Consider the following 23178-nt stretch of genomic DNA (forward strand, 5'->3'; position numbering starts at 1 on the left):
CCGTTATCTCGGATGGCTCCGCCGCTCACAGATGTGTAGGGCGTTCACCGAGCACGACGTACTGGTCATACCGGCAACCACTCTGGAGGCAGTGGGTCTGGTCGCGCTGGCGGCTGAGGCATGCGGGCTACCCGTCCTGTACCAACTCGTTCCCGGGACTCAGCGAAGCCCTCGGGGCCTCCGGCGTTGCCACCGACTTCGCCCACGCTGCCGCCCTGGCCCGTGACCTCGACCTGCTGCGTACCTCCTCCGGACTGTTGCCCGCCCTGCGGCAGGCGGGTCACGCGAACTCCGCGCGTTATCCGCTCTAGGCGACTGCACGCTCCCTAACCGAACTCGGCAGCCGACTCGGCTGATTCCGCTTCCGAGTGATCTGTCCCGGCGCGGCCCGTGCCGCTCCATGAACGTCATTACACGGACCGACGGGATGGCCCGGCGAAGAGAGACCATGACGTACGACATCGACTGCGTCGAAGCCCTGCTTGATGAGGGCGTCCGCGACAAGGCGTATCCCGGGGCCGTGTGAGCCGTCGGTGACACCACTGGTGTCCGTGGGCAAGGGGCTGCGGGAGTCCTCGACCCGGACGAGCCGGACCTGTGGACGCGCGCCGACACTGTCTTCCACGCGGCCAGTCTCACGAAGATCCTCGCTGTTTGGTCGTGCATCGGCGCCCTGCGGGAAGACGGGCCGCCCTCGTCCTCGGCTACCTTGCCGAGTACCTCTCCGGCAACCCTGGACCAGGGGTCCACCGCCCGTGTCTGGCAACCACTCGGCATGGCCACCATCCGCTTCCCGGCCCCTTGCCGGACGAGATCGCCGCCCGCTGCGCCCCGATCGAACTTGATCAGGAGACCGACACCCGCCTCAAAGGGGTCGCACACGACTTCTCCACCCGGCTCCTGGGCGGAGTGTGTGGCATCGCCGGCTCCTTCACCGTCGTGGACGACCTGGCAGTGTTCCTGCGCCATCTGCAGGACAACCCCAAACCCCACCGCCTGGACCAACACGTCACTCACCGTCCAGCCAGGCACACTGCAGCCCGCACGAGGTTTGTTCTGGCACCCCGCACCGGACACCGCCTCCACCGAAGGCATCTGGGTTCACTAAGGCTTTACGGGAACTGGAATGTGGATCTCGCCGCAGCAGTGGCGGTGGGCCGTAACTGCTGACCAACGAGCTCTACTACACCCGGGATCGTCAGCCCTTGGCCGAAGTCCGTCATGCTTTTCGCAGCCTGGCTTTCCCTGATCCCAGTGGAGATCGGTAGCCCGCTCCGTGCCTGCCTCGCCGGGGCCTGCACCTAGCCCCCTTTCTGGCCGAGTACGTGAAAAAACTTCGCCGCCGAGCCACGCAAGGTGCCTAGACGCACTGAAACCGGGACGGCCCGTCACCCCAACACCGCCGCCACCCCCACCAGTACCGGCACGGACACCACCGTCGACAGCAGGATCGACTCGCGGGCGAGGGACTCGGCGGTGCGGTACGTGCTCGCGTACGTGAAGAGGTTCTGGGCGGCGGGGAGGGCGGAGGTGACGACCACGTCGAGGAGGGCGGCGTGGGGGAGGGAGAGGACGTAGTGGGCCAGGGTCCAGGCGATCAGGGGTTGGAGCAGGGACTTCAGGGTTACCGAGAGGAGGACTGGGCGGCGGTCGGGGCCGCGGGCGGGGAGGGTGCTGTGGGGGAGTGACATGCCGAAGGCGAGGAGGGCTGCCGGGACGGACATCGCGCCGATGAGGGTGAGGGGGTTCAGCAGGGGGCCGGGGACGGACACGCCCGTTGCCGAGACCGCGACGCCGGAGAGGGAGCCGAGCGCGATCGGGTTGCGCAGTGGGGTCAGCAGGCGTCGCCACACCGGGCCCTTGTCGCCCGCGCCGGACAGGTCCAGGACGGTCAGGGCGAGCGGGGTCACCAGGACGACCTGGAAGAGCAGGACTGGCGCCACCAGGGACGCGTCGCCGAGGACGTACGCGGCGATCGGGATGCCGAGGTTGCCCGAGTTGACGTAGCCCGAGCACAGCGCGCCGATGGTCGTACGGCCCACACCCCAGTGCCGTAGCACCCCCACCGCGACGAAGATCCCCGAGACCGCCGCCGTGCTCAGCGCGGTCACCAGCAGGCGGGCGGAGAAGAGGACCGACAGGTCGGCCGTCGCCAGGGTGGTGAAGAGGAGCGCCGGGCCCGCTACCGAGAAGGCCAGCCGGGTCAGCACCTCGCCGCCCCGCTCCCCGAGCGAGCCGCGCCGCCCGAGCACGTACCCCACCCCGATCACGACCGCGATCACCGCGAACCCGCTCAGCACCCCCCGCACGGACCTCAGCCTCCGGGGCGGCCGGGTGAGCGGTCAATGCGGCTGCCGCGATCTCCACGATCTCCGCAACCCCCCGCCGGGCTGCCGAATCACCGAGCCCCCGAGCCCTCGAATCACCGAGTCCCCGAGTTCCCGAATCACCGAGCCCCCGCGTCTCCGCTCCCCCCGATGATTTCCGCGCCTCCCGCCGGTCCACCGCACGTGGACGCCGACACCCCCGCCGACCTCGCCGCCGTGCCCATACCGCCCGGCCCCGCCGACCCCCACGCGGTGGCCCGGCTGGAAGCCCACGTGCGGGCGCTGCTGGCGGACGGCCGGGTGGGGGCCGTCGTCTGTGACGTGGGGCGGATCGGCGAGCCCGGTCTGTGGCACGTCGAGCTGCTGGCCCGGCTCGAACTCGCCGCCCGTCGCGGCGGAGGGCGGATACGGCTGCGCGACCCCGCGCCCGCCCTAGCCGCGCTCCTCGCTCTCGTCGGCCTCCGCCTCCAGGTGGAGGGGCAGGTCGAAGAGGGGGAACCAGCGGGCGGTGTCCAGGAAGCAGTGGAAACCGGTGATCCGGCCGGCTGAGATCTCCAGCGCCTGGACCGCCCAGGGACTGAAGCCGCCCTTCTCCGGGTCCGGCTTGTAGTGCGCGAACCCCGGAAGGCCGTTGACCTGCACGGGCACCAGGCGCGACCCCGCGCACGAGGCGCCGATGGTCGACATGAAGCCCGTGATGTCCGCCGGACCGCGCAGCCAGAGGTCGAACGGCGGCATCGTCATCACCGCGTCCTCGTGGAGCAGCGCCGTCAGCGCCGTCATGTCGTACCCCTCGAACGCCTTCACGTAGCGCTCCAGGAGCCGCTGCTGCTCCTCGTCCAGCGGGTCGGAGACCGCCGCGTCGTCCCCCGCGTCCGCCCGCTCGGCGAGGGTGGCGCGGGCCCGCTGGAGCGCGCTGTTCACCGAGGCGACCGTCGTGTCCAGGAGTTCCGCGACCTCGCTCGCCCGCCAGGCCAGCACCTCGCGCAGGATCAGCACCGCCCGCTGCTTGGGCGGCAGCTGCTGGAGCGCGGCCATGAACGCCAGCCGGATCGACTCCCGCGCGACCGCCGCCTCCGCCGGGTCCTGCACCGTCGGCAGCACCCGCGCGTCCGGCACCGGCTCCAGCCAGGTGTGGTCCGGGCGCGGCGACAGCGCCGCCCGCGCGAGCGGCGTCGCCTCCGTCAGGTCCATCGGCCGGGCCCGCTTGCCGCTCGCCGTCAGCATGTCCAGGCACACGTTCGTCGCGATCCGGTACAGCCACGACCGCAGACTGGAGCGGCCCTCGAACTTGTCGTACGCCCGCCAGGCGCGCACCAGGGTGTCCTGGACCGCGTCCTCGGCCTCGAAGGACGAGCCCAGCATCCGGTAGCAGTACCCGGTCAGCTCGGTCCTGTGCTTCTCCAGCGCGGTGTCCAGATCCGCCGTCGCCGTACCCTCGCCCATGGTCCACCCACCCCGTGGCCGTCCTGATCGCGCCTCGTCGCGCCCCAGCACTCCGGAAGTTACCGCAGCCCACTGACAACGGCCCCCGGAGTACGAAAATGCCCGGTCCGGGGCCGCTGGATCGCGGGCCAGAACCGGGCAGGGACCGGTATGCCTCCGGCTAGGCGAGAACCGCCTCCCGCCGCGCCGCCCGCGTGCCCAGCAGCGTGATCGTGACGACGCCCAGCACCGCGAGGAGCCCCACGCCGACCGTGCCCGCCCAGCCGTCCGAGTGGAACGCCAGCGCGCCGACCGTGCTGCCCACGCTCGAGCCGATGTAGTACGCCGACTGGTACAGCGCCGACGCCTGCGCCCGCCCGTGCGTCGCCGTACGCCCGACGGCGGAGGACGCCACCGCGTGGCCCGCGAAGAACCCGGCCGTGATCAGCACCAGGCCGAGCAGCACCAGCGGCACGGCGGGGGCTAGGGAGAGCAGCAGGCCCGCCGCCGTGGTCCCGGCCGCCGCGTACAGCGCGCCCCGGCGGCCGAGGCGGCCCACCAGACGGCCCGAGGTGGACGCGGAGACCGTGCCGACCAGGTACACCAGGAAGATCGAGCCGATGATGCCCTGCGGCAGCGAGAACGGCGCCTCCGTCAGGCGGTAGCCGATCACCGTGTACACCCCGCCGAAGACCGTCATGAACAGCGCGCCGATCGCGTACAGACGGCGCAGCAGCGGGTTCGAGAGGTGGTCGCGGACCGTACCGGCCAGCACGCGCGGGCGCAGCGAGCCCGCCCGGAAGTGGCGCGGCGCGGGCAGCAGCAGCCGGAACGCCACCGCGCACCCGACCGCCACCACGCCGATCACGCCGACGGCCGTCCGCCAGCCCCACTCCTGCGCGACCCAGCCGGTGATCACCCGGCCGCTCATGCCGCCCACGCTGTTGCCCGCCACGAACAGACCGATCGCCGTGACCAGTGCCTTCGGGCGGACCTCCTCGGCCAGATATGCCGTCGCGGAGGCGGGCAGCCCGGCCAGCGCCGCGCCCTGCACCGCGCGCAGCGCGACCAGCGCGCCGATCGACGGCGCGAACGGCACCAGCATGCCGACGCTCACCGCGACCGCCAGCGAGGCCGTCATGACCGTACGGCGCCCGAAGCGCTCGGACAGCGCGCTCATCGGCAGCACGAACAGCGCGAGCCCGCCGGTCGCGGCGGCCACGGTCCAGCTGGCCTCGCCCGCCGCGACCCCGAGGTCGTCGGAGATCAGCGGCAGCAGGGCCTGGGTGGAGTAGAGCAGCGCGAAGGTCGCGACCCCGGCGAGGAAGAGGGCGAGGCTCATCCGGCGGTAACCGGGACCGCCGGGCGTCATGCGCGCGTCGGCGGCCTCCACGGCTTCGGGAGCCGGGGCGGTCGCTACCGCTTCGGAGACTTCAGCGGCTTCGGAAGAGGGGACGGGCAGGCCGGCGTCCACGCGGATGGACGCCCCGGTACTGGCGGGAGACATGCTTCGACGCTACGGACGCTCCCGCTCATCCGTCCAATGCATGGAATCGCCATAATCGTTCCCATGGAGCATCAGCACAGGTCACAGCCGCGCCTGTCACCGTCCGGTGACACAGAAGACATGGCGATGCTGCTTGCGCCCCGCCTCGCCTACTTCGCCGGGGTGGCCCGCACCGAGCACGTCACCCGGGCCGCGCGGGAGATGAACGTCCCCCAGTCCACCCTGTCCCGCGCGATGGTCCGCCTGGAGCAGGACCTCGGGGTCGGCCTGTTCGCCCGGCACGGCCGCACCGTCTCCCTCACCCCCGCGGGCCACACCTTCCTCGCCTCCGTCGAGCGCGCCCTCGCGGAGGTCGAACGCGCCGCGGAGGAGGTCCGCGCCGACGCCGACCCGGCCACCGGCAAGGTCGCCTTCGGCTTCCTGCACACCATGGGCCCCGAGACCGTGCCCGGACTGCTCCAGGCGTTCCGCGCCGACCACCCCCGCATCCGCTTCAGCCTGGTGCAGAACTACGGCGAGGCCATGCTGGAGCGGCTGCGCGCGGGCGAGCTGGACCTGTGTCTGACCTCGCCGGTGCCGGACGCCCCTGACCTGGTGGCCCGGCGGCTGGACGAGCAGAAGCTGCGGCTGGTCGTACCGGCCGACCACCACCTCGCGGGGCGCCGCCGCATCCGGCTCGCGGAGGCCGCCGAGGAGACCTTCGTGACCCTGGAGCCCGGCTACGGACTGCGCCGCATCACCGACGACCTGTGCCGCGAGGCCGGGTTCCGGCCGAGGGTCGCCTTCGAGGGCGAGGAGACCGAGACGCTGCGCGGCCTGGTCGCGGCCGGACTCGGCGTCGCCCTGCTGCCCCCGCCCACGGTGCCGCGCCCGGGCGTGGTCGAGCTGACCGTGACCGCCCCGCGCGCGGTCCGCGAGATCGGCGTCGCCTGGCTGGCTGACCGCCCGGACACCCCACCGGTGGCCGCCTTCAAGAAGTTCCTGCTCTCCCGGCGCGGCAGCCTGCTGCCCAACTGACCGCCCGACGGCCCTACTTGCGCAGCGAGCGGCCGAAGCCGGACGCCAGCGGCATCCGCAGCCCTATCGGCGGCGGCGCCGCGAGGGCGTCCTCCACCGGGCGGGACACCGCGTGCCCGAAGAGCGCGCCCCGGACGAAGTCCTCGGCGAGGGCGACCACTTCGTCCCGGTACTGGTGCAGCCCGTGCCCGTCCGCGTGCACCTCGAACCGGCACACGTCCCGGTTCACCTTCTTCGCCCGGGCCGCGAGACGGAAGGACAGCTCCGGGTCCGAGCGCTCGTCGTTGGTGCCGTGTGCGATCAGCACCCGTCGTCCCACCAGCTGCTTCACCGGCTCGGGCGGCACCGCCACGTCCTCCTCGGGCAGCCAGGGCGCCAGCGCCACCACGGAGTTGACCGCCTCATGGCCCCCGGCGCGCAGCGCGGCCCGCCCGCCCATGTGCAGCCCGACCAGGCACACCGGCACATCGCCGTACCGCCGTACCACCTCGTCCGCCGCCCAGGACGCGTCCGCCGCGAGGTGGGCCTCCGTGCCGTTCCACCCCCGGTACCGGTAGTGCACCGGGTGGACGGCGAGCCCGTCCGCCCGCCCCGTACGCGCGAGTCGACGCCCGAGCGCCCGAACCAGCCCCGCGGGAAGGGGGAACGGCCGTCGCTCGGACACCTCCGCGCCCCCGTCGAGCAGCAGCACCGCCCCGCTCACCGCGCCCGGCCGAGAGCCGACCGCCTTTCCCAGCCTCGCCGTTCGGACCGGCGCCGCTTGCTGTCCCATGGCAGAACAGTGTCAGAAGCGGCAGTGAACCAAACCCTTCACGGCGGTCACCATTGGGTATCGACCGAACGTGTGCCCGACGTCGATGGGGGAGGGGTCGATGGGCCCGGGCGGGGTGTTCGGGCAGGCGCGCGATGTACGGGAATCGCTTCTCCGTCAATGCGATGAAAACAGGGTTCATTCCTTTCGATGAACGAGTCGTGCCGTGGAATGACGCCCTCGAATGCGGATGCGAGGGAGTGCGGGGCGAATGCCTGTTCCTGGGCGGGGCGCCCATCAGGGGTTATCTCTCGAACGGGCGGACGGGGCAGGGGGTGTTGAGGGCTGGAATACGGACGCGCATTCACAGGTCGTCCGCATTTCGGTGTTTGCGGGGGACGGTTCGGCGCGTTTACGGTCGGGGACCGCTCATCGAATGAGATCCCCGTTTCTCGCATTCAAGGACGCCATTCACCATGAAGCAGTCTGCCGTCAAGACCCTCGGTGTCGCCGCGCTCGGTGCCGCTTTCGCCGCCGTCGGTGCGGGCGCCGCCCACGCGGCCCCGGCCGCTCCGCAGGGCCTGGACTCCGTCACCAAGACGCTCCCGGGCGCCACCGGGGCCCTCACCCAGGGCCAGAGTGCCGTCGGCAGTGGGCTCACCGCCGCGCAGCCGGCCGTACAGAAGGTTCTCGCCAAGGGTCCGGCCGCGCCGGTCGCCGGGCTGCTCGGCGGGCTGCCGCTCAAGGGCCTGCCCACCCACGGTCTGCCGGTCAACGGCATTCCGCTCGGCTGAGCCACCGCTGACCCACCGCTGATCCATCGCGGCACCAGCGAGCCGTCGTCGCGCCCGGAGCGGTCCGGGACGCGTCGGCGGCTCGCGTGTGTCACCACGCGGCCGGACGCGCCTTGTTCTCGGACGGCAGCAGGATCCACAGGGCTATGTAGAGCAGGAACTGCGGGCCGGGCAGCAGACAGGACAGCAGGAAGATCACCCGCATCGTCGTCGCCGAGGTGCCGAAGCGGCGCGCCAGCGCTGCGCACACTCCGCCGATCACGCGGCCGTCGGTGGGGCGGGCAAGGGCGGTCATGGCTGTTCCTCCGTCGTCATCGTCGGCCCGCGCACGGGCCGGTGGCCGGTCGGCGGCCGATGTGCCGCCCCCGTTCTGTGATTCCACGGTACGGAGGCAAAGCGGGCGAAACCATCGCTCCAACGAGCGACACCGACCCTGGAATTCATCGGGGTTCGCCCCCTAGGCAGCCGCTCACCGGCACGCGCGCAGGCGCACTCACAGACAGACGACGACCAGCGCGATGTCGTCGCTCGTGCCCTCGGCGGGAAGCAGATCCCGCAGCACGGCGTCGGCCAGTGCCCCGGGGTCGGCGCGGTGCCGGTTGCCGTCCAGGGAGCGGACGAGCTGGTCCAGCCCGGTGTCGATGTCCTGGTGGCGCCGTTCGATGAGGCCGTCGGTGTACAGCAGGAGCATGTCGCCCTCGGCGAAGGCGACGGTGGCCTCCGGGCGGGGACACGGTTCGGGCGCGGCGTCCAGGGGCGGGTCGGTCGCCTGGTCGAGCAGATCGGCGCCACCGGTGCCGCGCAGCAGGACGGGCGGTGGGTGCCCGGCGCTGGAGTAGGTGACGGTGTGGCGGTCCCAGTCGATGAAGGCGGTCACCACGGTGGTGGACTGGGCGCCGTCCAGGGAGCGGGCGTAGAGCCCGAGGACTTCCAGGGCCTGGCCGGGCCCCCGGGCGACCCGCGACGTGGCGGACAGGGCGCTGCGGAGCTGGCCCATGACACCCGCCGCCTCGAGACCGTGGCCGACGACGTCCCCGACCGCGACGGCGATCCGGTCCCCGTCCTCCAGCTTGACCAGGTCGTACCAGTCCCCGCAGACGTTGAGCGAGCCGACAGCGGGGCGGTAGCGCACGGCGACGCGGTGGCGGTCGACCGGAACCGGGGCGGTGAGCATCGCGCGCTGGAGGGTGAGCGCGACCTCGCGCTCGCGGGCGTGCGCCTCGCGGAGCCGTTCGTTGACCTGGTGCAGCTCCCGCATCCGGCCGTACAGCTCGGCCTCCAGATTGCGCTCGGCGTCCGGGCGGCCGGTGACGCGCAGGAGTTCGGTGACCTCCTCCACCCGGTGGATCAGTACGGCGATGTGCCCGTCCGGTGCGAAGACCGGCGCGTTGACGGGGCTCCAGTACCGCTCCACCCACCGACCGCCCTGCTCGGTGGACTCGACGTCGTAGCGCTGCAACGCCATGGTGTCGATCTCGCGGGTGCGTACGACGCGGCGCAGGGACGCCTCCAGGTTCCGCGCGCCGGAGGCACCGGGGTTTCCCGGGTTGTCGGGGAAGGCGTCGAAGAGATACCGCCCGACCACCTGTTCGCGGTCGCGGCCCGCCTGCCGCAGGAACGCGAGGTTGGCATCGACGAACACCAGATCGGGACTGAGCAGCGCGACCGCGCCCGGCAGGGCCTGGAACACGGCCGCGTAGTCGATGGCCATCGCACCAGAATAGTCGGGAAAGACCCTTATTGGATCATTCGTCCGCTCACCCCGCCGCCACCGAGTACGCCACCTCCCGGTGCGCCTCGTGCTCGGCGAGCCGGTCCGCGAGCGCCGCGTGCACGTCGTCGTACGTGTCCGGACCGAGCGGCAGCCGCAGCGGCGTCGCGCCGGAGTCCACGAGGTCGATCATCGCGTCCGCGATCTTCTCGGCACTGTTGGGCAGCGGGAAGCGCCCCTCGGCGACCGCCTGCCGGGTCGCGCCCGCCGGGGTGTCCGCGTAGGCGTCCAGCGGTGGCGCGGTGTCGATCGAGGTGGCGAAGTTGGTCGGGGTCGCGCCCGGCTCGACGATGGTCAGGGCGATACCGAACGGCGCGATCTCCCGCGCGGCGGTCTCGCAGAACCCCTCGATGCCCCACTTGGACGCGTGGTAGTAGCTGAGCCCCGGATACGTCGTCTGCCCGCCCGCGGTCGACACCTGGAGGACGCGCCCCCCGCCCTGGGCGCGCAGGTGGGGAAGCGCGGCGCGAACGACCTGGATCGAGCCGATCAGATTGGTGTTGACCACGCGGCGGATCTGCTCGTCGGACGCCTCCTCGACGGACGCGAGCACGCCGTACCCCGCGTTGTTGACGACCACGTCGATCGTGCCGAGGGCCCGGAACGCCTCCTCCACGACCCGGCGCACTTCGTCGGTGTCGGTGACGTCGAGCCGGGCGGTCCAGAGCCGGTGGCCGTACTTCGCGCGCAGGTCGTCCAGGGCCCCAGGCCTGCGCAGCGTTGCCGCGACCCGGTCGCCCCGCGCCAGGAGACGTTCGGTGAGCAGCCGGCCGAAGCCCGAGGAGGTGCCGGTGATGAACCAGGTGGTGGTCATGGTGCTTCCCTCGCCGTCTCGTGGGGTGTGTGCCGTACGTACGAGCCTGTCGCCGTCAGCGGGTTCCCGCCTCCGTGCGCGCGTAGAACGCGGCCAGCCGACCGGGGTCCTTGAGGTAGACGTCGATCGCGCGCACCGTGCCGTCCTCGACCCGGTGGACCTCGGTCATGGTCAGCGGGAACTCCTCGCCGGTGCTGTGGGCGGTGAGCGTTCCGGTGAGCCTGCCGACGACGCCGGAGGGGCCCTCGAAGACCTCGGCGCCGGTGAGGGCGACGGCGGCGTGGCCCGTCATGACGGCCAGGACCGAGCCCACGAACGCCTCGCGGCCCCGGTGGACGCCCCCGTAGGGGAGCTGCTCCGGCTCGTCCACGGTCACCTCGGGGTGGAGCGCGGCCAGGACGCCCGGCACGTCGCCCCGGCCCAGCGCGTCGTACAGCCGCCGTACGACGTCCGCGGGGGTCTCCGTCACTGCCTCGGTCCGGTCGTTCATCTCGGGTGTCCTTTCGGTCGGTCGGGGGAAGCGGTCACCTCCATGCAACGGGAGCCCGGCGCCCCGGGGGAGTCCTTGCCGTGAGGGGTAACGGCAGGAACCCCCATGGCCGACGCGCGCCGCCTACGCTGCCCCCATGGACAATCGGGACGCCGTCAGCGCCTTCCTGCGATCCAGGCGCGACAGGATCACCCCCGGCAAGGCGGGGCTGCCGGTGTACGGACAGCGCCGGGTGCCCGGACTGCGCCGGGGCGAGGTCGCGACGCTCGCCGGGGTGAGCGTCGAGTACTACACGCGCCTGGAGCGCGGGAACCTCCAGGGCGTCTCCGACAGCGTGCTGGACGCCCTCGCGCGGGCGCTGCGGCTCGACGCGACCGAGCGGATGTACCTGTACGACCTCGCCCGCGCCGCCGGACCGGCGCCCGCCGCGCGGACCCGGCAGCGGGGGGACCGCCCGGCCGTGCGGCCGAGCGTGGCGCGGATCGTCGCGGGGATGCCGGGGCTGCCCGCGTTCGTGATGAACAACCGTCTCGACGCGCTGGTCGCCAACCCCCTGGGCCGGGCGCTGTACGCGGAGCTGTACGCCGACGCGGCCACCGGCGGGAACGTCGCCCGCTTCGCGTTCCTCACCCCCGCCGCCCGGCGGTTCTACACCGACTGGGAACCCATGGCCCGCTTCGCCGTGGGCGCGCTGCGCGTGGAGGCGGGGCGCAACCCCCACGACCCGGAGCTGACCCGGCTGATCGGCGAACTGTCCACGCGCAGCGACGAGTTCCGCGTGATGTGGGGCTCCCAGGACGTGCATGTCTTCCGCGACAGCACGAAGCGCTTCCACCATCCGGTCGTCGGCGACCTGGAGCTCGACCAGGAGACCATGAACCTGCCCGACGACAGCGGACTGAGCGTGCTCGTCTACAGCGCGGCAGCGGGAACGCCCGCCGAGGACGCCCTGACGCTGCTGGCCAATTGGTCCGCGACGACGGGAGAGACGGCGCGCGGACAGAACGCGGAGCGGGACGAACCCCGGCACCCCTGAGAGGGGCGCCCCCTACGGCACGATCCCGACCCGGGGAATCGTCGGCGTACGACCCTGCGACGCCTCACCCGGAACCGCGACCGTCCCCCGCTCCCCGACCCGGGTCCGCCGCCGCAGCCATGCCCGTCCCGCCGGGACGCACGCCAGGTGGGCGAGGACCACCCCGGCGGTGTTCAGGAGCAGCGCGTCCACGTCCGCGACCCGCCCCGGCACGCCGGTCTGCGCCAGCACGATGCCCAGCGAGATCAGGGCGCCCGCGGCGGCCGTACGGAACAGGGAGCCGAGCAGGGAGACGGTGAGCCTGCCGTCGGCCATCGGCAGCAGGACGCCCAGCGGGGCCAGCAGGGCGAGCCCGGCGCCGAGCCGGGTGGCCGCGTCGGGCCAGCCCAGCGCCAGATCGGCGCGGACCCCGGCGAGCGGGCGCAGGTTGGCGGGCCGTACCCAGGGCACGTCCAGCGGACGCAGCGTCAGCCAGGTGACGAGGGCGAGGTGCGCGACGAGGAGGACGCCCCCTGTCACACGGATGCGGATCACGGCATTGCCGCCGATGGAGCCTTGACGCTGCACGTCCCCCAAGACGCGCCACCCCGCACGATCGGTTCCGCACGCACCACCCGCGCCCCCGTGAGGCATACGCCACACCGCCGTACGCCCGCCGTCGTACTCCGCGCACCGGGTGCCGAACCGCCGTACGCCACCCCCCCTCGGCGGCCAGTGGCCCCCCGCTCAGCCCTGGTCCACCGCGCTGGACGGCGGTGCCGTACTGCCCGGCCGGTCGCGTACGTCGTCGGTGCACTCGTAGCGGCGCAGGCCGCCGGTGCCGGGGCCGCCGAGGACCACCGCGCCGTCCTCCTCGGTCGCCGTCGAGTCGGAGAGGGTGCACACGACCTGGGCGAGGGCGTAGGAGGAGAGCCGGGAGGGGGCGGTGCTCAGCCGGAGCGCGTCCTCGGGGTCGTCGTGGGCAGGGCCGGACACGCCGAGCCCGCCCGGCACCCGGGTCGCGTACCCCGCCGCGCGCTCCCCGGTGGAGGGGGCGGCGGCGAGCTGGTCGAGCAGGCCCTCGGCGACGATGATCCGGCGCCGCGCGTCCGGGGTGCCCTCCGGCACCCGCACCGTACGGTCCACCGCGACCAGCGACGACTCGCACAGCAGGAAGACCTGGACGGGCACGCCGTGCGCGGACTCGTCGGGCAGCCCGGAGCCGGAGAGCGAGCAGGGCACCCGCGAGGGCGCCCGCCCGAAGTCGGTCGGCACCTCGGTGGGCCGGATGCCGCACCCGGCGAGCAGCGCGCCGAGCAGGGGGAGCGCCAGGAGCGGTCGCAGCGTACGCGCCCTCATCCGCGCCCCTCCCCGCCGGGCGTACCGGACGTGCCGGACCCGCCGCCCGAGGAGCCGTTCCCGACGGCGTCGTCGCCCTTGTCGTCCGCGTCCGTGCCCGCATCCACGTCCACGTCCGCGTCCGCCGATCCGCCCTCCTCCTCCGTCAGCCGCGAGGCGTCCCGGGGCAGCCGCAGCGTGAACACCGCACCCCCCTCGGGGGAGTTGGCGGCCGTGATCTCGCCGCCGTGGATGTGGGCGTTCTCCAGCGCGATGGAGAGGCCGAGGCCGCTGCCCTCGGAGCGGGGGCGGGAGGCGCTGGCCTTGTAGAAGCGGTCGAAGACGTGCGGGAGGACGTCCTCGGGGATGCCGGGGCCGTGGTCGCGCACCGCGATGACCAGGTCGTCCCCGTCGATGCGCACCGAGACCCGTACCGGGGAGCCGCCGTGCTTGAGGGCGTTGCCGATGAGGTTGGCGAGGATGACGTCGAGGCGGCGCGGGTCGAGCCGGCAGTGGACGCCGCGCTCGGCGTCCAGGTCGACCGCGTCGAGCCAGGCGCGGGCGTCGATGCAGGCGGTGATCTGGTCGGCGATGTCGACGTCGTCCAGCACGAGACGGGCGGTGCCCGCGTCGAAGCGGGTGACCTCCATCAGGTTCTCCACCAGGTCGTTGAGCCGCCGGGTCTCGCTGACCACGAGCCGTACGGCGGGCTCGATCATCGGGTCTATGCCCCCGCCCTCGAACTCCAGCTCCTCTTCGAGGACTTCGGTGACGGCGGTGATCGCGGTCAGCGGGGTGCGCAGCTCGTGCGACATGTCGGCCACGAAGCGCCGGGACGCCTCGTCGCGCGCGGCCATGTCCGCGACCCGCTTCTCCAGCGCGGCGGCGGCGTTGTTGAACGTCCGCGACAGATCGGCGAGTTCGTCGGTGCCGGAGACCCGCAGCCGGGTGTCCAGGCGCCCCTCGCCGAGCCTCCGCGCGGCCACCCCGAGCCGGTGCACCGGCTTGAGGACGGTCGTGGCGGCGGCCTGCGCGAGCAGCGCCGAGCCGATCAGCGCGAGCCCGGTGGCGATACCCAGCGACCAGGCAAGGGAGTTGAGGTCCTTGGCCTCCGGCTCGAGCGACTTGGCCATATAGCCGGTCGCGCCGCCACCGATCACCTTCGTGCCCGCCACGAGATACGGCGTGCCGTGATCGGTGACCCGCTGCCAGTACAGGTGGTACGGCGCCTCGTCCGAACCATTCGTCTTCTGCCGCTTGTTGACGGCGGCCGACAGTGAAGCGGGCACGTCCTTCAGCGAGAAGCCGTTCAGCCCCTCCGAACTGCCGTACACCGTGCGGCGGTCGGCGTCCTGGGCGACCAGGAGGACGCTGAAGCGCTGGCTGCTGCCCGCCATCTGCCCGGCGGCGATCTGGAGTTCGTCCTGCGTGGGATGCGTGGGCAGCGCGCCCGCGCGGTTCTGCATCTCCAGGCGGAAGTCGCGCAGCACCGCGTCCTGGGCGCGGGTGAGCACCGCCTCGCGGTTGAGCCAGTAGGCGATGCCCGACGCGGACACCGCCGCGGTCAGCGCGACAAGCCCGAAGACCAGCACAAGGCGCAGCCTGAGGCTCGTGAACCGCAGCCCGGCCGGCTTTCTCCCCCGCTCGGCCAGCCAGCGGCCGAGTCCCCCTCGTTCGTTCACTGAGGCGCGTCCAGGCGGTAGCCGACCCCACGGACCGTACGGATCAGGGTCGGGGAGGACGGCACGTCCTCCACCTTGGCCCGCAGCCGCTGCACACACGCGTCCACCAGGCGCGAGTCGCCCAGGTAGTCGTGCTCCCACACCAGACGCAGCAACTGCTGCCGGGACAGCGCCTGTCCGGGCCTGCGGCTCAGTTCGAGCAGCAGCCGCAGCTCGGTCGGGGTGAGCTGAAGGTCCTCGCCGTTCTTCGTCACGGTCATCGCCGAGCGGTCGATGACCACGTTGCCGAAGGTCGCGGAATCGCTGGACTCGCGTTCCCCGCGCCGCAGCACGGCGCGGATCCGGGCGTCCAGGACGCGGCCCTGCACCGGTTTCACCACGTAGTCGTCGGCGCCGGACTCCAGGCCGACCACCACGTCGATGTCGTCGCTGCGCGCGGTCAGCAAGATGATCGGCAACTGGTCGGTGCGGCGGATGCGCCGGCACACCTCGAACCCGTCGATGCCGGGCAGCATCACGTCCAGCACGATCAGGTCCGGCCGCTGTTCTCGCAGCAGCTTCAGACCGTCCTCGCCGCTGGCGGCGGTGGCGACCCGGTGCCCCTGGCGCGTCAGGGAGAGCTCCAGGGCCGTACGGATGGCGTCGTCGTCCTCGATCAGCAACAGGGAAGGCACGCGCTCATTCTGGCCCATGCACCGGCTTCCGTACGACCCGTGCCGCACCCCGCGCTACGGCAGGAAGCGGGTCCGGCGAGGTCAGAGGGCATATGGCCCTGCCATCCGGGATGCCGGACAGCCGGGAACGACCCGCCGGGCGGGGCCCCTGTGACAGGTCTGTGACAGTCGGCGGACACGGCCATGAAGGTCGTTCGGCAAGCTTTTCGGCACGGGGGAAACAGCACCGAACAGCCCGAACACCGGACAGTCCACGACGGGGAGCGCGAGATGAACACGCCGCACGGCATGAGCACCAGCGCAGTGGTCACACGTCTGCACGACGTGCACCGGGGGATCGAGAAGTCCGGTGCCGGCCCGGGCACCGCGCTGCTGGAACGCGGCCGGGAGCCCGGGAGCGTACGGGGGTGCGCGCGCGGCACCGGGCGTCAGCACACCGGGTACATGACGGTGGTCGACGCACGCCAGGGGGAGGCGTACGGGGCGGTCGCGGCCAGGGAGGAACAGGGGGAGCGACGCTCCCTGACGGAGGCGGAGTTCACCGCCTACGTCCAGGAGCGCCGCGCCTCCCTGTACGCGACCGCCTATCACCTCACCGGTGACCGGTTCGAGGCCGAGGACCTGCTGCAGAGCGCGCTGTTCTCGACCTACCGGGCCTGGGACCGCATCAGCGACAAGGCCGCGGTCGGCGGTTATCTGCGCCGCACCATGACCAACCTGCACATCAGCGCGTGGCGCCGCCGCAAGCTGAACGAGTACCCGACCGAGGAACTGCCGGAGACGCCCGCCGGTACGGACGCGATGCGCGGCACCGAACTGCGCGCGGTCCTGTGGCAGGCGCTGGCCCGGCTGCCCGAACTCCAGCGCACGATGCTGGTCCTGCGCTACTACGAGGGCCGTACCGACCCGGAGATCGCCGACATACTCGGCATCAGCGTCGGCACGGTGAAGTCCAGCATCTGGCGCTCGCTGCGCCGGCTGCGCGACGACGAGGTGCTGAGCCTCGGCCGCGACGAGGAGAGCGCCTTCGGCGCCCTGGTCGCCTGAGAGTTTCCGTAGGGCCGCCGGAGCATCGGCGGGCCGACGGGGAAAGCCCCGGGGCGATGGGGGAGAAGCCCTGGGGCGCGGCCCGAGGGGGGCCAACGGGGGAACGGGGGAGGAACCGTGGGACCGCTGGGGGGCGGTCCCACGGGAAACACCAGGGGGAAAACGGGGGAGCACGGAACGAAGGGGCGGGACTGGAGGGCCGGGGGGCCGTCAGTCCCGCCCCTTCGCCATGTCCGTCGTGCGTCACGCGTCGTGCTTCATGCGGGCGAGGGCGCTGCGTGCCGTGCGGTTACGCCGCCGCCTCCTGGGCCGTCTCACGCCCCGCCCCGGCCGCCGCCAGACGGCTCAGGGCCTCGTCCCGGCCGCAGGGGTGGGCGCCCAGGGAGACCTGGCGGTTGACGATCACGCGCTCCGTGCGCATCAGGCGCCAGCCGCGCCGCAGCAGGAACGGCACCGACTTGCGCCCCTCCTTCAGATCGCGCAGGAAACGGCGCCGGAAGGTGGTGAGCGGACCCCGGGTCAGACACAGCGCGTCCGCCAGCAGGCCCAGTTCACGGCAGCGCTCCACGATCTCCGCCGCGAAGATGCCCTCGGCGACGAACAGCGGGGTACGGCCGATGTCGAGGGTGTCCTCGCCGGTACGGGCGCTGCGCGCGATGTCGTACACCGGCACCGGCGTCGAACCCGTCGCGCACAGGCGGGTGATGGCCGCGACCGCCACGTCCGCGTCCCAGGACAGCGGGTGGTCCCAGTCGATGTCCGAACTCCCGTCCACCAGCGGCAGCGTCGGGTCGTCGCCCTCCTTGTAGAAGTCGTCGAGGCGCAGGACGGGCAGCCCGCAGAGGGCGGCGACGAGTGACTTTCCCGATCCCGAGGGGCCGCACAGCAGCACCACACGGGCGGGGGACGGGGGATGGATGCTCACGGAACACCAGTTTGACGCATGGTGGCGCCGTTGCCGACCACGCGGGTCGGCTTTGGAACGTGCGTCACACCTCAACTACCCTACGTGTCGACCGCATTACCCCGCGCACCCGAAGGTGGCACCAGCGATGGCCCGACACTCCGCACCCCGGTCCCCCCGGCACCCGGCCCGGCGCGCCCTGATCGCCCTCGCGACGGCCGGAGCGGCCCTCGGCGCGGGCGCGGCGACGGCCCACGCCGACGCGTCCGCCCCGCTCGTGGACCTGCCGTCGCGGCCCACGTCGCTGGGCAAGGTGGACCCGCAGGCCGGGCTCTCCGCGCTCACCACCACCCTCGGCTACGCCACGGGCCCGATCGCGGGCCTCAAGCCCAACCCGCTCGCGGGCACCGGCGTCGACCCGCTGAACAACGGGGTGGGCACCCAGCTCGCCGACTTCAAGCCGCTCACCTCCCAGGCCCTGACCGCGCCCATCGCGGAGGCGCGGTCCTTCGGGCACATCCCCGTCGTCGGCCAGGTGCTCGGTGTCCTCGGCGCGGGCACCCCGCAGAGCTGACCGGACCCCGGCACGCGGCGAGCCGCGCCGCTCCCGCCTCGTGGAGGGGAGCGACGCGGCTCGTGCGCGTACGGGACGTACGGAGACCTGGCGGGGTCAGTAGGAGGAACCCGCCGCGCCCAGCGCGCCCGTGGGGTGCCAGACCGTCTTCGTCTCCAGGAACGCCGTCATCCGGTCGATGCCCGGGGTCGCGGTGTGGTCCACAGGCTGTGGACGCAGGACGCGCTTGAGGTTGTCCGCCGCCGCGATCTCCAGGTCCTTCGCCAGCTCGGCGTCGGCGCCCGCGAGGTCGATCGCGTTGACGTCCTGGTGCGCGGCGAGCGGCGCGGCGATCTCCGCCGTCCGGCCGGACAGGATGTTGACGACACCGCCGGGCACGTCGGAGGTGGCCAGCACCTCGCCGAGCGACAGGGCGGGCAGCGGGGCCTTCTCGGAGGCGATGACGACCGCCGTGTTGCCGGTGGCGATCACCGGGGCGAGCACCGAGACCAGGCCGAGGAACGAGGAGTCCTGCGGGGCCAGTAGGGCGACGACGCCGGTCGGCTCCGGGGAGGACAGGTTGAAGTACGGGCCCGCGACCGGGTTGGCGCCGCCGACCACCTGGGCGATCTTGTCGGTCCAGCCCGCGTACCAGACCCAGCGGTCGATGGCCGCGTCCACGACCGCCGCCGCCTTCGCCTTCGACAGGCCCTCGGCCTCGGCGACCTCGCGGACGAACTGGTCCTTGCGGCCCTCCAGCATCTCCGCGACCCGGTAGAGGACCTGGCCGCGGTTGTACGCGGTCGCGCCGGACCAGCCGCCGAACGCCTTGCGCGCGGCGACGACCGCGTCACGGGCGTCCTTACGGCTCGACTGCGGCGCGTTCGCGAGCCAGTTGCCCTTCGTGTCGGTCACCTCGTACACCCGGCCGCTCTCGGAACGCGGGAACTTCCCGCCGACGTACAGCTTGTAGGTCTTGAAGACCGACAGCCGCGGCTCGGTCTTTTCCGTCTTATCGGACATCGAGGTACGCCTCCAGGCCGTGGCGACCGCCCTCGCGGCCGAAGCCCGACTCCTTGTACCCGCCGAACGGCGAGGTCGGGTCGAACTTGTTGAACGTGTTGGACCAGATCACGCCCGCGCGCAGCTTGTTGGCGACGGCGAGGATCCGCGAGCCCTTCTCGGTCCAGATGCCCGCCGAGAGGCCGTACTGCGTGTTGTTGGCCTTGGCGACGGCCTCGTCCGGCGTGCGGAAGGTGAGCACCGAGAGGACCGGGCCGAAGATCTCGTCGCGGGCGATGGTGTGCGCCTGGGTGACGTTCGTGAAGAGCGTCGGGGCGAACCAGTAGCCCGAGGAGGGGAGTTCGCAGGCCGGGGACCAGCGCTCGGCGCCCTCCGCCTCGCCCTGCTCGGCCAGCGCGGTGATACGGGCCAGCTGCTCGGCGGAGTTGATCGCGCCGATGTCGGTGTTCTTGTCCAGCGGGTCGCCCAGACGCAGCGTGGACAGACGGCGCTTGAGGGCGTCGAGCAGTTCGTCCTGGATCGACTCCTGGACCAGCAGCCGCGAGCCCGCGCAGCAGACTTGGCCCTGGTTGAAGAAGATGCCGGTGACGATGCCCTCGACGGCCTGGTCGATGGGGGCGTCGTCGAAGACGATGTTGGCGCCCTTGCCGCCCAGTTCCAGCGTGAGCTTCTTGTCCGTGCCCGCGACCGTGCGCGCGATCTCCTTGCCGACGGCCGTGGAGCCGGTGAAGGCGACCTTGTTGACGTCGGGGTGTGCGACCAGCGCGGCGCCCGCGTCGCCGTACCCGGGAAGGATGTTGACGACACCCTTGGGCAGGCCCGCCTGGCGGCAGATGTCCGCGAAGAACAGGGCGGACAGCGGGGTGGTCTCGGCGGGCTTGAGGACGACCGTGTTACCGGCCGCGAGCGCCGGGGCGATCTTCCATGCCAGCATCAGCAGCGGGAAGTTCCAGGGGATGACCTGGCCCGCGACGCCCAGCGGACGGGGGTTCGCGCCGAAGCCCGCGTGCTCCAGCTTGTCGGCCCAGCCCGCGTAGTAGAAGAAGTGCGCGGCGACCAGGGGGAGGTCCGCGTCGCGGGTCTCCTTGATCGGCTTGCCGTTGTCCAGCGTCTCCAGGACGGCCAGCTCGCGGCTGCGCTCCTGGATGATCCGGGCGATGCGGAACAGGTACTTGGCGCGCTCGGAGCTGGGCAGCGCCGACCACTTCGCGAACGCCTTGCGGGCGGCCCTGACCGCGCGGTCCACGTCGGCCTCACCGGCCTGCGCGACCTCGGAGAGGACTTCCTCGGTGGAGGGGGAGACGGTCTTGAAGACCTTGCCGTCGGCCGCCTCGGTGAACTCGCCGTCGATGAACAGGCCGTAGGAGGGGGCGATGTCGACGACGGAGCGGGACTCGGGCGCCGGTGCGTACTCGAATGCGGATGCCATGGTGATCAGTCCACCGTCACGTAGTCGGGGCCGGAGTAGCGGCCGGTGGCCAGCTTCTGACGCTGCATCAGCAGATCGTTCAGGAGCGAGGAGGCGCCGAAGCGGAACCAGTGGTTGTCCAGCCAGTCCTCGCCCGCGGTCTCGTTGACCAGGACCAGGAACTTGATGGCGTCCTTGGTGGTGCGGATGCCGCCCGCGGGCTTCACGCCGACCTGCGTGCCGGTCTGGGCGCGGAAGTCGCGCACCGCCTCCAGCATGAGCAGGGTGTTGGCGGGGGTGGCGTTGACGGCCACCTTGCCGGTGGAGGTCTTGATGAAGTCCGCGCCCGCCATCATGCCGAGCCAGCTGGCGCGGCGGATGTTGTCGTACGTGGACAGCTCGCCGGTCTCGAAGATGACCTTCAGCCGGGCGCTGGTCCCGCAGGCCTCCTTCACGGCGGTGATCTCGTCGTACACCTTGAGATAGTCGCCCGCGAGGAACGCGCCCCGGTCGATGACCATGTCGATCTCGTCGGCGCCCGCGGCGACGGCGTCGCGCACGTCGGCCAGCTTCACGGCGAGCGCGGCGCGGCCGGCCGGGAAGGCGGTGGCGACCGAGGCGACCTTGACACCGGAACCGGCGACGGCCTCCTTGGCGACGGCCACCATGTCGGGATAGACGCAGACGGCGGCGGTCGTCGGGGTCGTCCGGTCCGTCGGGTCCGGGTGGACCGCCTTGGCGCCGAGCGCCCGGACCTTGCCGGGGGTGTCCGCGCCTTCCAGCGTCGTCAGGTCGACCATCGAGATGGCGAGGTCGATGGCGTACGCCTTCGCGGTGGTCTTGATGGATCGGGTACCGAGGGCGGCGGCGCGCGCCTCCAGGCCGACCGCGTCGACGCCGGGCAGCCCGTGGAGGAAGCGGCGCAGCGTGCTGTCGGACGCGGTGACGTCGGCGAAAGCTGTCGCAGGGGAAGATGTGGTGGGCATGGTCACCAGACGAGCATATCTACGCGCGTAGCGGCTGTATACCCCCGGAGCGGGACGTAAAGGGGCCGGTGCAGATCACGGTTGGGCGCCGGTTTCGGCAGCGGTCTCGGGCGTGGGGGACATCTCGTGCACAATCGGGGCCATGACGAGCCCGCAGCAGCAGTCGACGATGCCCGCGACGGAGGAGTCCGCCGCGAAGGACCGGATCTACCGGTCGCCCCTGGGGATGGTGGGCGGACTGCTGTTGTGCCTGGTCATCTGCTGGCTGGGCGGCGACGCGCTGTTCCAGGGGCACGGGCGCACCCCGTGGCTCGGGCTCGCCGGGATGGTCCTCCTCCTGCCGCTGGTGATCGCCTTCACCCTGCGCCCCGCCGTCTTCGCGAACGAGGACCGGCTGCGCGTGCGCAACCCGTTCCGCGTGATCACCCTGCCGTGGGGTCAGGTGGCGGCGCTGCGCTCCCGCTTCTCCAACGAGGTCGTCGCCGACTCCGGCACCACCTACCAGCTGTGGGCCGTCCCGGTCTCGCTGCGCGCCCGCAAGCGTGCGGCCCGGAAGCAGGCGCGGATGGAAACGGACGCGGCCAGGGGGCGCACCGGGCGGTCCGGGGGCCTGGGCGCCTTCGGCGGCTTCAGCGGTCTCGGCGGAGCGGGCCTCGGGGCCGTCGCCCCGGACCTCAGCGGCCCTGCCCGCGCCGAGACCGACAAGGTCATGGACGACCTCCGCGACCTCCACGACGGCCACTCCGGCACCGCCGAGGGAGAGATCACGATCCGCTGGGCCTACGAGATCCTGGCCCCGGCCCTGGTGGGCGCGATCACCCTGGCGATCCTGCTGGCGACGGGCTGAGCCGGTGCCGGGTTCGGCCTACTCGTTGCCGAGTATGCGCAGGCCATGGTGGAGGCGGAAGTCCTCGTAGTCCTTGACGTTGAGGGTGGCCAGCGGCAGGTCGTACGTGAGCGCGGTGGCGGCGATCCACATGTCGTTGGTGGGGCGAGGCCGACCCCGCTGTATCCCGGCCGCTGAGAGCTGTCCCCAGGTGGCCGCGACGGATTCGTCGCCGGGCAGAACGGGGAGGCCGGCAAGCCAGTCGGCGAGTTCCTGGCGGTTGTGGGCGCCCCAGCGGCGGATCTCCATCCACTTCGTGAGCTCGCCGTAGGTGACGAAGGTGATCAGGGGCTTGCGGCCGATGAGCCGGGTCGCGAGCGGGCCGGTCAGCTTGCGTTTGTGCAACAAGGACGCGACGTCGGTGTCCAGAATGACGGGTTGCATACGGGATGGCCTCAGGCCGCATCGCGGTGACGCTCGGCGTACGTGAAGGCGAGGAACTCCGCCAGTTCCTCGTCCGACTCGAACGTGTCGGCGGCGAGGTCGTCCAGGGAACGGATCGGCTGGGTGCCCTTCGCCGCCAGAAGCTCCTCGACCGACAGGCGCGGTCGGGGCCGCGGGTGGCTGAAGTCTTCGAGGGGCGTGCTCATCGGGACCTCCAGCAGGGTCGGACCGGCTTCATGGCCAGCATACGGTCGCTCTCAGCTGCTGACATCAGGGTTCGCTGCCAGGGGTGAGTCCTCGAACGTGCGTGTCATGCGGCCTTTCGATCGGGGTCACCACATGCCTTGAGGGTGCCCCCGGGCTCAAGTCCGGGGGCACCCTC

25 protein-coding genes and 2 pseudogenes are annotated in these 23178 nt (G+C 72.2%); 9 read left to right on the forward strand and 18 right to left on the reverse strand.

The annotated features are described in order from the left end of the window. Position 1: 1 nt before the first annotated feature. Together B079_RS35690 and B079_RS31170 are read left to right on the forward strand one after the other, a co-directional pair. Positions 2-311, forward strand: a pseudogene (locus tag B079_RS35690) (glycosyltransferase); the annotation flags it as partial. 137 nt (positions 312-448) lie between these two features. Then, a pseudogene (locus B079_RS31170) lies at positions 449-1268 on the forward strand (serine hydrolase domain-containing protein). A gap of 120 nt (positions 1269-1388) precedes the next feature. On the opposite strand, the gene B079_RS0102040 reads toward B079_RS31170, so the two are convergent. Next, positions 1389-2309: an AEC family transporter gene (locus B079_RS0102040; RefSeq protein WP_018544099.1), complete on the reverse strand. Its 921-nt coding sequence runs from the start codon at positions 2307-2309 to the stop codon at positions 1389-1391. Between the two features lie 168 nt (positions 2310-2477). Here B079_RS0102040 and B079_RS33530 point away from each other — a divergent pair, with 168 nt between their 5' ends. Next, positions 2478-2876, forward strand: coding sequence for an STAS domain-containing protein (locus tag B079_RS33530; RefSeq protein ID WP_158684933.1), 399 nt, complete (start codon positions 2478-2480; stop codon positions 2874-2876). Here B079_RS33530 and B079_RS0102045 read toward each other — a convergent pair. Continuing rightward, on the reverse strand, positions 2760-3773 hold the full coding sequence (locus B079_RS0102045; RefSeq protein WP_018544100.1) for a sigma-70 family RNA polymerase sigma factor: 1014 nt from the start codon (positions 3771-3773) through the stop codon (positions 2760-2762). The two genes, B079_RS33530 and B079_RS0102045, sit on opposite strands and share 117 nt — an antisense overlap. 160 nt (positions 3774-3933) lie before the next feature. After that, positions 3934-5259 carry an MFS transporter gene (locus B079_RS0102050; protein WP_026248261.1) on the reverse strand — a complete coding sequence of 442 codons (1326 nt, stop codon included), beginning with the start codon at positions 5257-5259 and terminating at the stop codon, positions 3934-3936. 63 nt (positions 5260-5322) lie between these two features. Here B079_RS0102050 and B079_RS0102055 point away from each other — a divergent pair, with 63 nt between their 5' ends. Beyond that, positions 5323-6276, forward strand: a complete 954-nt coding sequence (locus B079_RS0102055; protein ID WP_037801060.1) for a LysR family transcriptional regulator — start codon at positions 5323-5325, stop codon at positions 6274-6276. Between the two features lie 13 nt (positions 6277-6289). Here the strand turns inward: B079_RS0102055 and B079_RS0102060 are convergent, their stop codons facing one another. Next, on the reverse strand, positions 6290-7048 hold the full coding sequence (locus B079_RS0102060) for an alpha/beta hydrolase (protein ID WP_026248262.1): 759 nt from the start codon (positions 7046-7048) through the stop codon (positions 6290-6292). A gap of 455 nt (positions 7049-7503) precedes the next feature. Between B079_RS0102060 and B079_RS0102065 the strand changes: the two genes are divergently transcribed. After that, on the forward strand, positions 7504-7821 hold the full coding sequence (locus tag B079_RS0102065; protein ID WP_018544104.1) for a hypothetical protein: 318 nt from the start codon (positions 7504-7506) through the stop codon (positions 7819-7821). A 91-nt stretch (positions 7822-7912) separates the two neighbouring features. Here the strand turns inward: B079_RS0102065 and B079_RS0102070 are convergent, their stop codons facing one another. The 4 genes from B079_RS0102070 to B079_RS0102085 all read right to left on the reverse strand — a co-directional run bounded on the left by B079_RS0102070 (position 7913) and on the right by B079_RS0102085 (position 10896). Then, positions 7913-8116 (reverse strand): PspC domain-containing protein, encoded by a 204-nt coding sequence (locus tag B079_RS0102070; protein WP_018544105.1) that lies wholly within the window; start codon positions 8114-8116, stop codon positions 7913-7915. Between the two features lie 198 nt (positions 8117-8314). Then, on the reverse strand, positions 8315-9532 hold the full coding sequence (locus B079_RS0102075) for a PP2C family protein-serine/threonine phosphatase (protein ID WP_018544106.1): 1218 nt from the start codon (positions 9530-9532) through the stop codon (positions 8315-8317). Between the two features lie 46 nt (positions 9533-9578). Then, positions 9579-10406, reverse strand: a complete 828-nt coding sequence (locus tag B079_RS0102080) for an SDR family oxidoreductase (RefSeq protein WP_018544107.1) — start codon at positions 10404-10406, stop codon at positions 9579-9581. Positions 10407-10461: 55 nt separating this feature from the next. Further along, complete coding sequence (locus B079_RS0102085; RefSeq protein WP_018544108.1) at positions 10462-10896, reverse strand: nuclear transport factor 2 family protein; 435 nt, start codon at positions 10894-10896, stop codon at positions 10462-10464. Between the two features lie 136 nt (positions 10897-11032). Between B079_RS0102085 and B079_RS0102090 the strand changes: the two genes are divergently transcribed. Further along, positions 11033-11932 (forward strand): helix-turn-helix domain-containing protein, encoded by a 900-nt coding sequence (locus tag B079_RS0102090; RefSeq protein ID WP_018544109.1) that lies wholly within the window; start codon positions 11033-11035, stop codon positions 11930-11932. Positions 11933-11944: 12 nt separating this feature from the next. On the opposite strand, the gene B079_RS0102095 is transcribed toward B079_RS0102090, so the two are convergent. From B079_RS0102095 to afsQ1, 4 genes are all read right to left on the reverse strand, one after another. Continuing rightward, the gene (locus B079_RS0102095; protein WP_018544110.1) at positions 11945-12499 is read right to left on the reverse strand and encodes a VanZ family protein; all 555 of its coding nucleotides are present in this window, start codon (positions 12497-12499) and stop codon (positions 11945-11947) included. Between the two features lie 159 nt (positions 12500-12658). Next, positions 12659-13270, reverse strand: coding sequence for a hypothetical protein (locus tag B079_RS0102100; RefSeq protein ID WP_018544111.1), 612 nt, complete (start codon positions 13268-13270; stop codon positions 12659-12661). Continuing rightward, a complete protein-coding gene (locus B079_RS0102105; protein ID WP_078495797.1) occupies positions 13267-14931 on the reverse strand; it encodes a sensor histidine kinase in 1665 nt (554 codons plus the stop codon). Before B079_RS0102105 ends, B079_RS0102100 begins: the two co-directional genes overlap by 4 nt. Then, entirely contained in the window at positions 14928-15605 is a 678-nt protein-coding gene (gene afsQ1 / locus B079_RS0102110; protein ID WP_026248263.1) for a two-component system response regulator AfsQ1, read from the reverse strand. Before afsQ1 ends, B079_RS0102105 begins: the two co-directional genes overlap by 4 nt. Before the next feature lie 270 nt (positions 15606-15875). Here afsQ1 and B079_RS0102115 point away from each other — a divergent pair, with 270 nt between their 5' ends. Beyond that, positions 15876-16652, forward strand: coding sequence for a SigE family RNA polymerase sigma factor (locus tag B079_RS0102115; RefSeq protein ID WP_018544114.1), 777 nt, complete (start codon positions 15876-15878; stop codon positions 16650-16652). Between the two features lie 289 nt (positions 16653-16941). Here B079_RS0102115 and B079_RS0102120 read toward each other — a convergent pair whose 3' ends face one another. After that, the gene (locus B079_RS0102120; protein ID WP_026248264.1) at positions 16942-17544 is read right to left on the reverse strand and encodes a uridine kinase; all 603 of its coding nucleotides are present in this window, start codon (positions 17542-17544) and stop codon (positions 16942-16944) included. A 160-nt stretch (positions 17545-17704) separates the two neighbouring features. Between B079_RS0102120 and B079_RS0102125 the strand changes: the two genes are divergently transcribed. Beyond that, positions 17705-18130, forward strand: a complete 426-nt coding sequence (locus tag B079_RS0102125; RefSeq protein ID WP_018544116.1) for a hypothetical protein — start codon at positions 17705-17707, stop codon at positions 18128-18130. Positions 18131-18226: 96 nt separating this feature from the next. On the opposite strand, the gene B079_RS0102130 is transcribed toward B079_RS0102125, so the two are convergent. The 3 genes from B079_RS0102130 to deoC are packed head-to-tail and all read right to left on the reverse strand — an operon-like array spanning position 18227 to position 21532. Continuing rightward, entirely contained in the window at positions 18227-19132 is a 906-nt protein-coding gene (locus B079_RS0102130) for an aldehyde dehydrogenase family protein (RefSeq protein WP_018544117.1), read from the reverse strand. Next, a complete protein-coding gene (locus B079_RS0102135) occupies positions 19122-20561 on the reverse strand; it encodes an aldehyde dehydrogenase family protein (protein ID WP_018544118.1) in 1440 nt (479 codons plus the stop codon). The genes B079_RS0102130 and B079_RS0102135 overlap by 11 nt, the downstream gene beginning before the upstream one ends. A 5-nt stretch (positions 20562-20566) precedes the next feature. After that, complete coding sequence (deoC, locus tag B079_RS0102140; RefSeq protein WP_026248265.1) at positions 20567-21532, reverse strand: deoxyribose-phosphate aldolase; 966 nt, start codon at positions 21530-21532, stop codon at positions 20567-20569. Positions 21533-21668: 136 nt separating this feature from the next. Between deoC and B079_RS0102145 the strand changes: the two genes are divergently transcribed. Next, positions 21669-22373, forward strand: coding sequence for a PH domain-containing protein (locus tag B079_RS0102145; RefSeq protein ID WP_018544120.1), 705 nt, complete (start codon positions 21669-21671; stop codon positions 22371-22373). A gap of 18 nt (positions 22374-22391) precedes the next feature. On the opposite strand, the gene B079_RS0102150 is transcribed toward B079_RS0102145, so the two are convergent. After that, positions 22392-22796 carry a type II toxin-antitoxin system VapC family toxin gene (locus tag B079_RS0102150; protein WP_018544121.1) on the reverse strand — a complete coding sequence of 135 codons (405 nt, stop codon included), beginning with the start codon at positions 22794-22796 and terminating at the stop codon, positions 22392-22394. Positions 22797-22807: 11 nt separating this feature from the next. Then, a complete protein-coding gene (locus B079_RS0102155; RefSeq protein WP_018544122.1) occupies positions 22808-23002 on the reverse strand; it encodes a hypothetical protein in 195 nt (64 codons plus the stop codon). Positions 23003-23178 lie beyond the last annotated feature (176 nt).

It is taken from the genome of Streptomyces sp. LaPpAH-108 (assembly GCF_000373625.1).
Classification (GTDB): domain Bacteria; phylum Actinomycetota; class Actinomycetes; order Streptomycetales; family Streptomycetaceae; genus Streptomyces.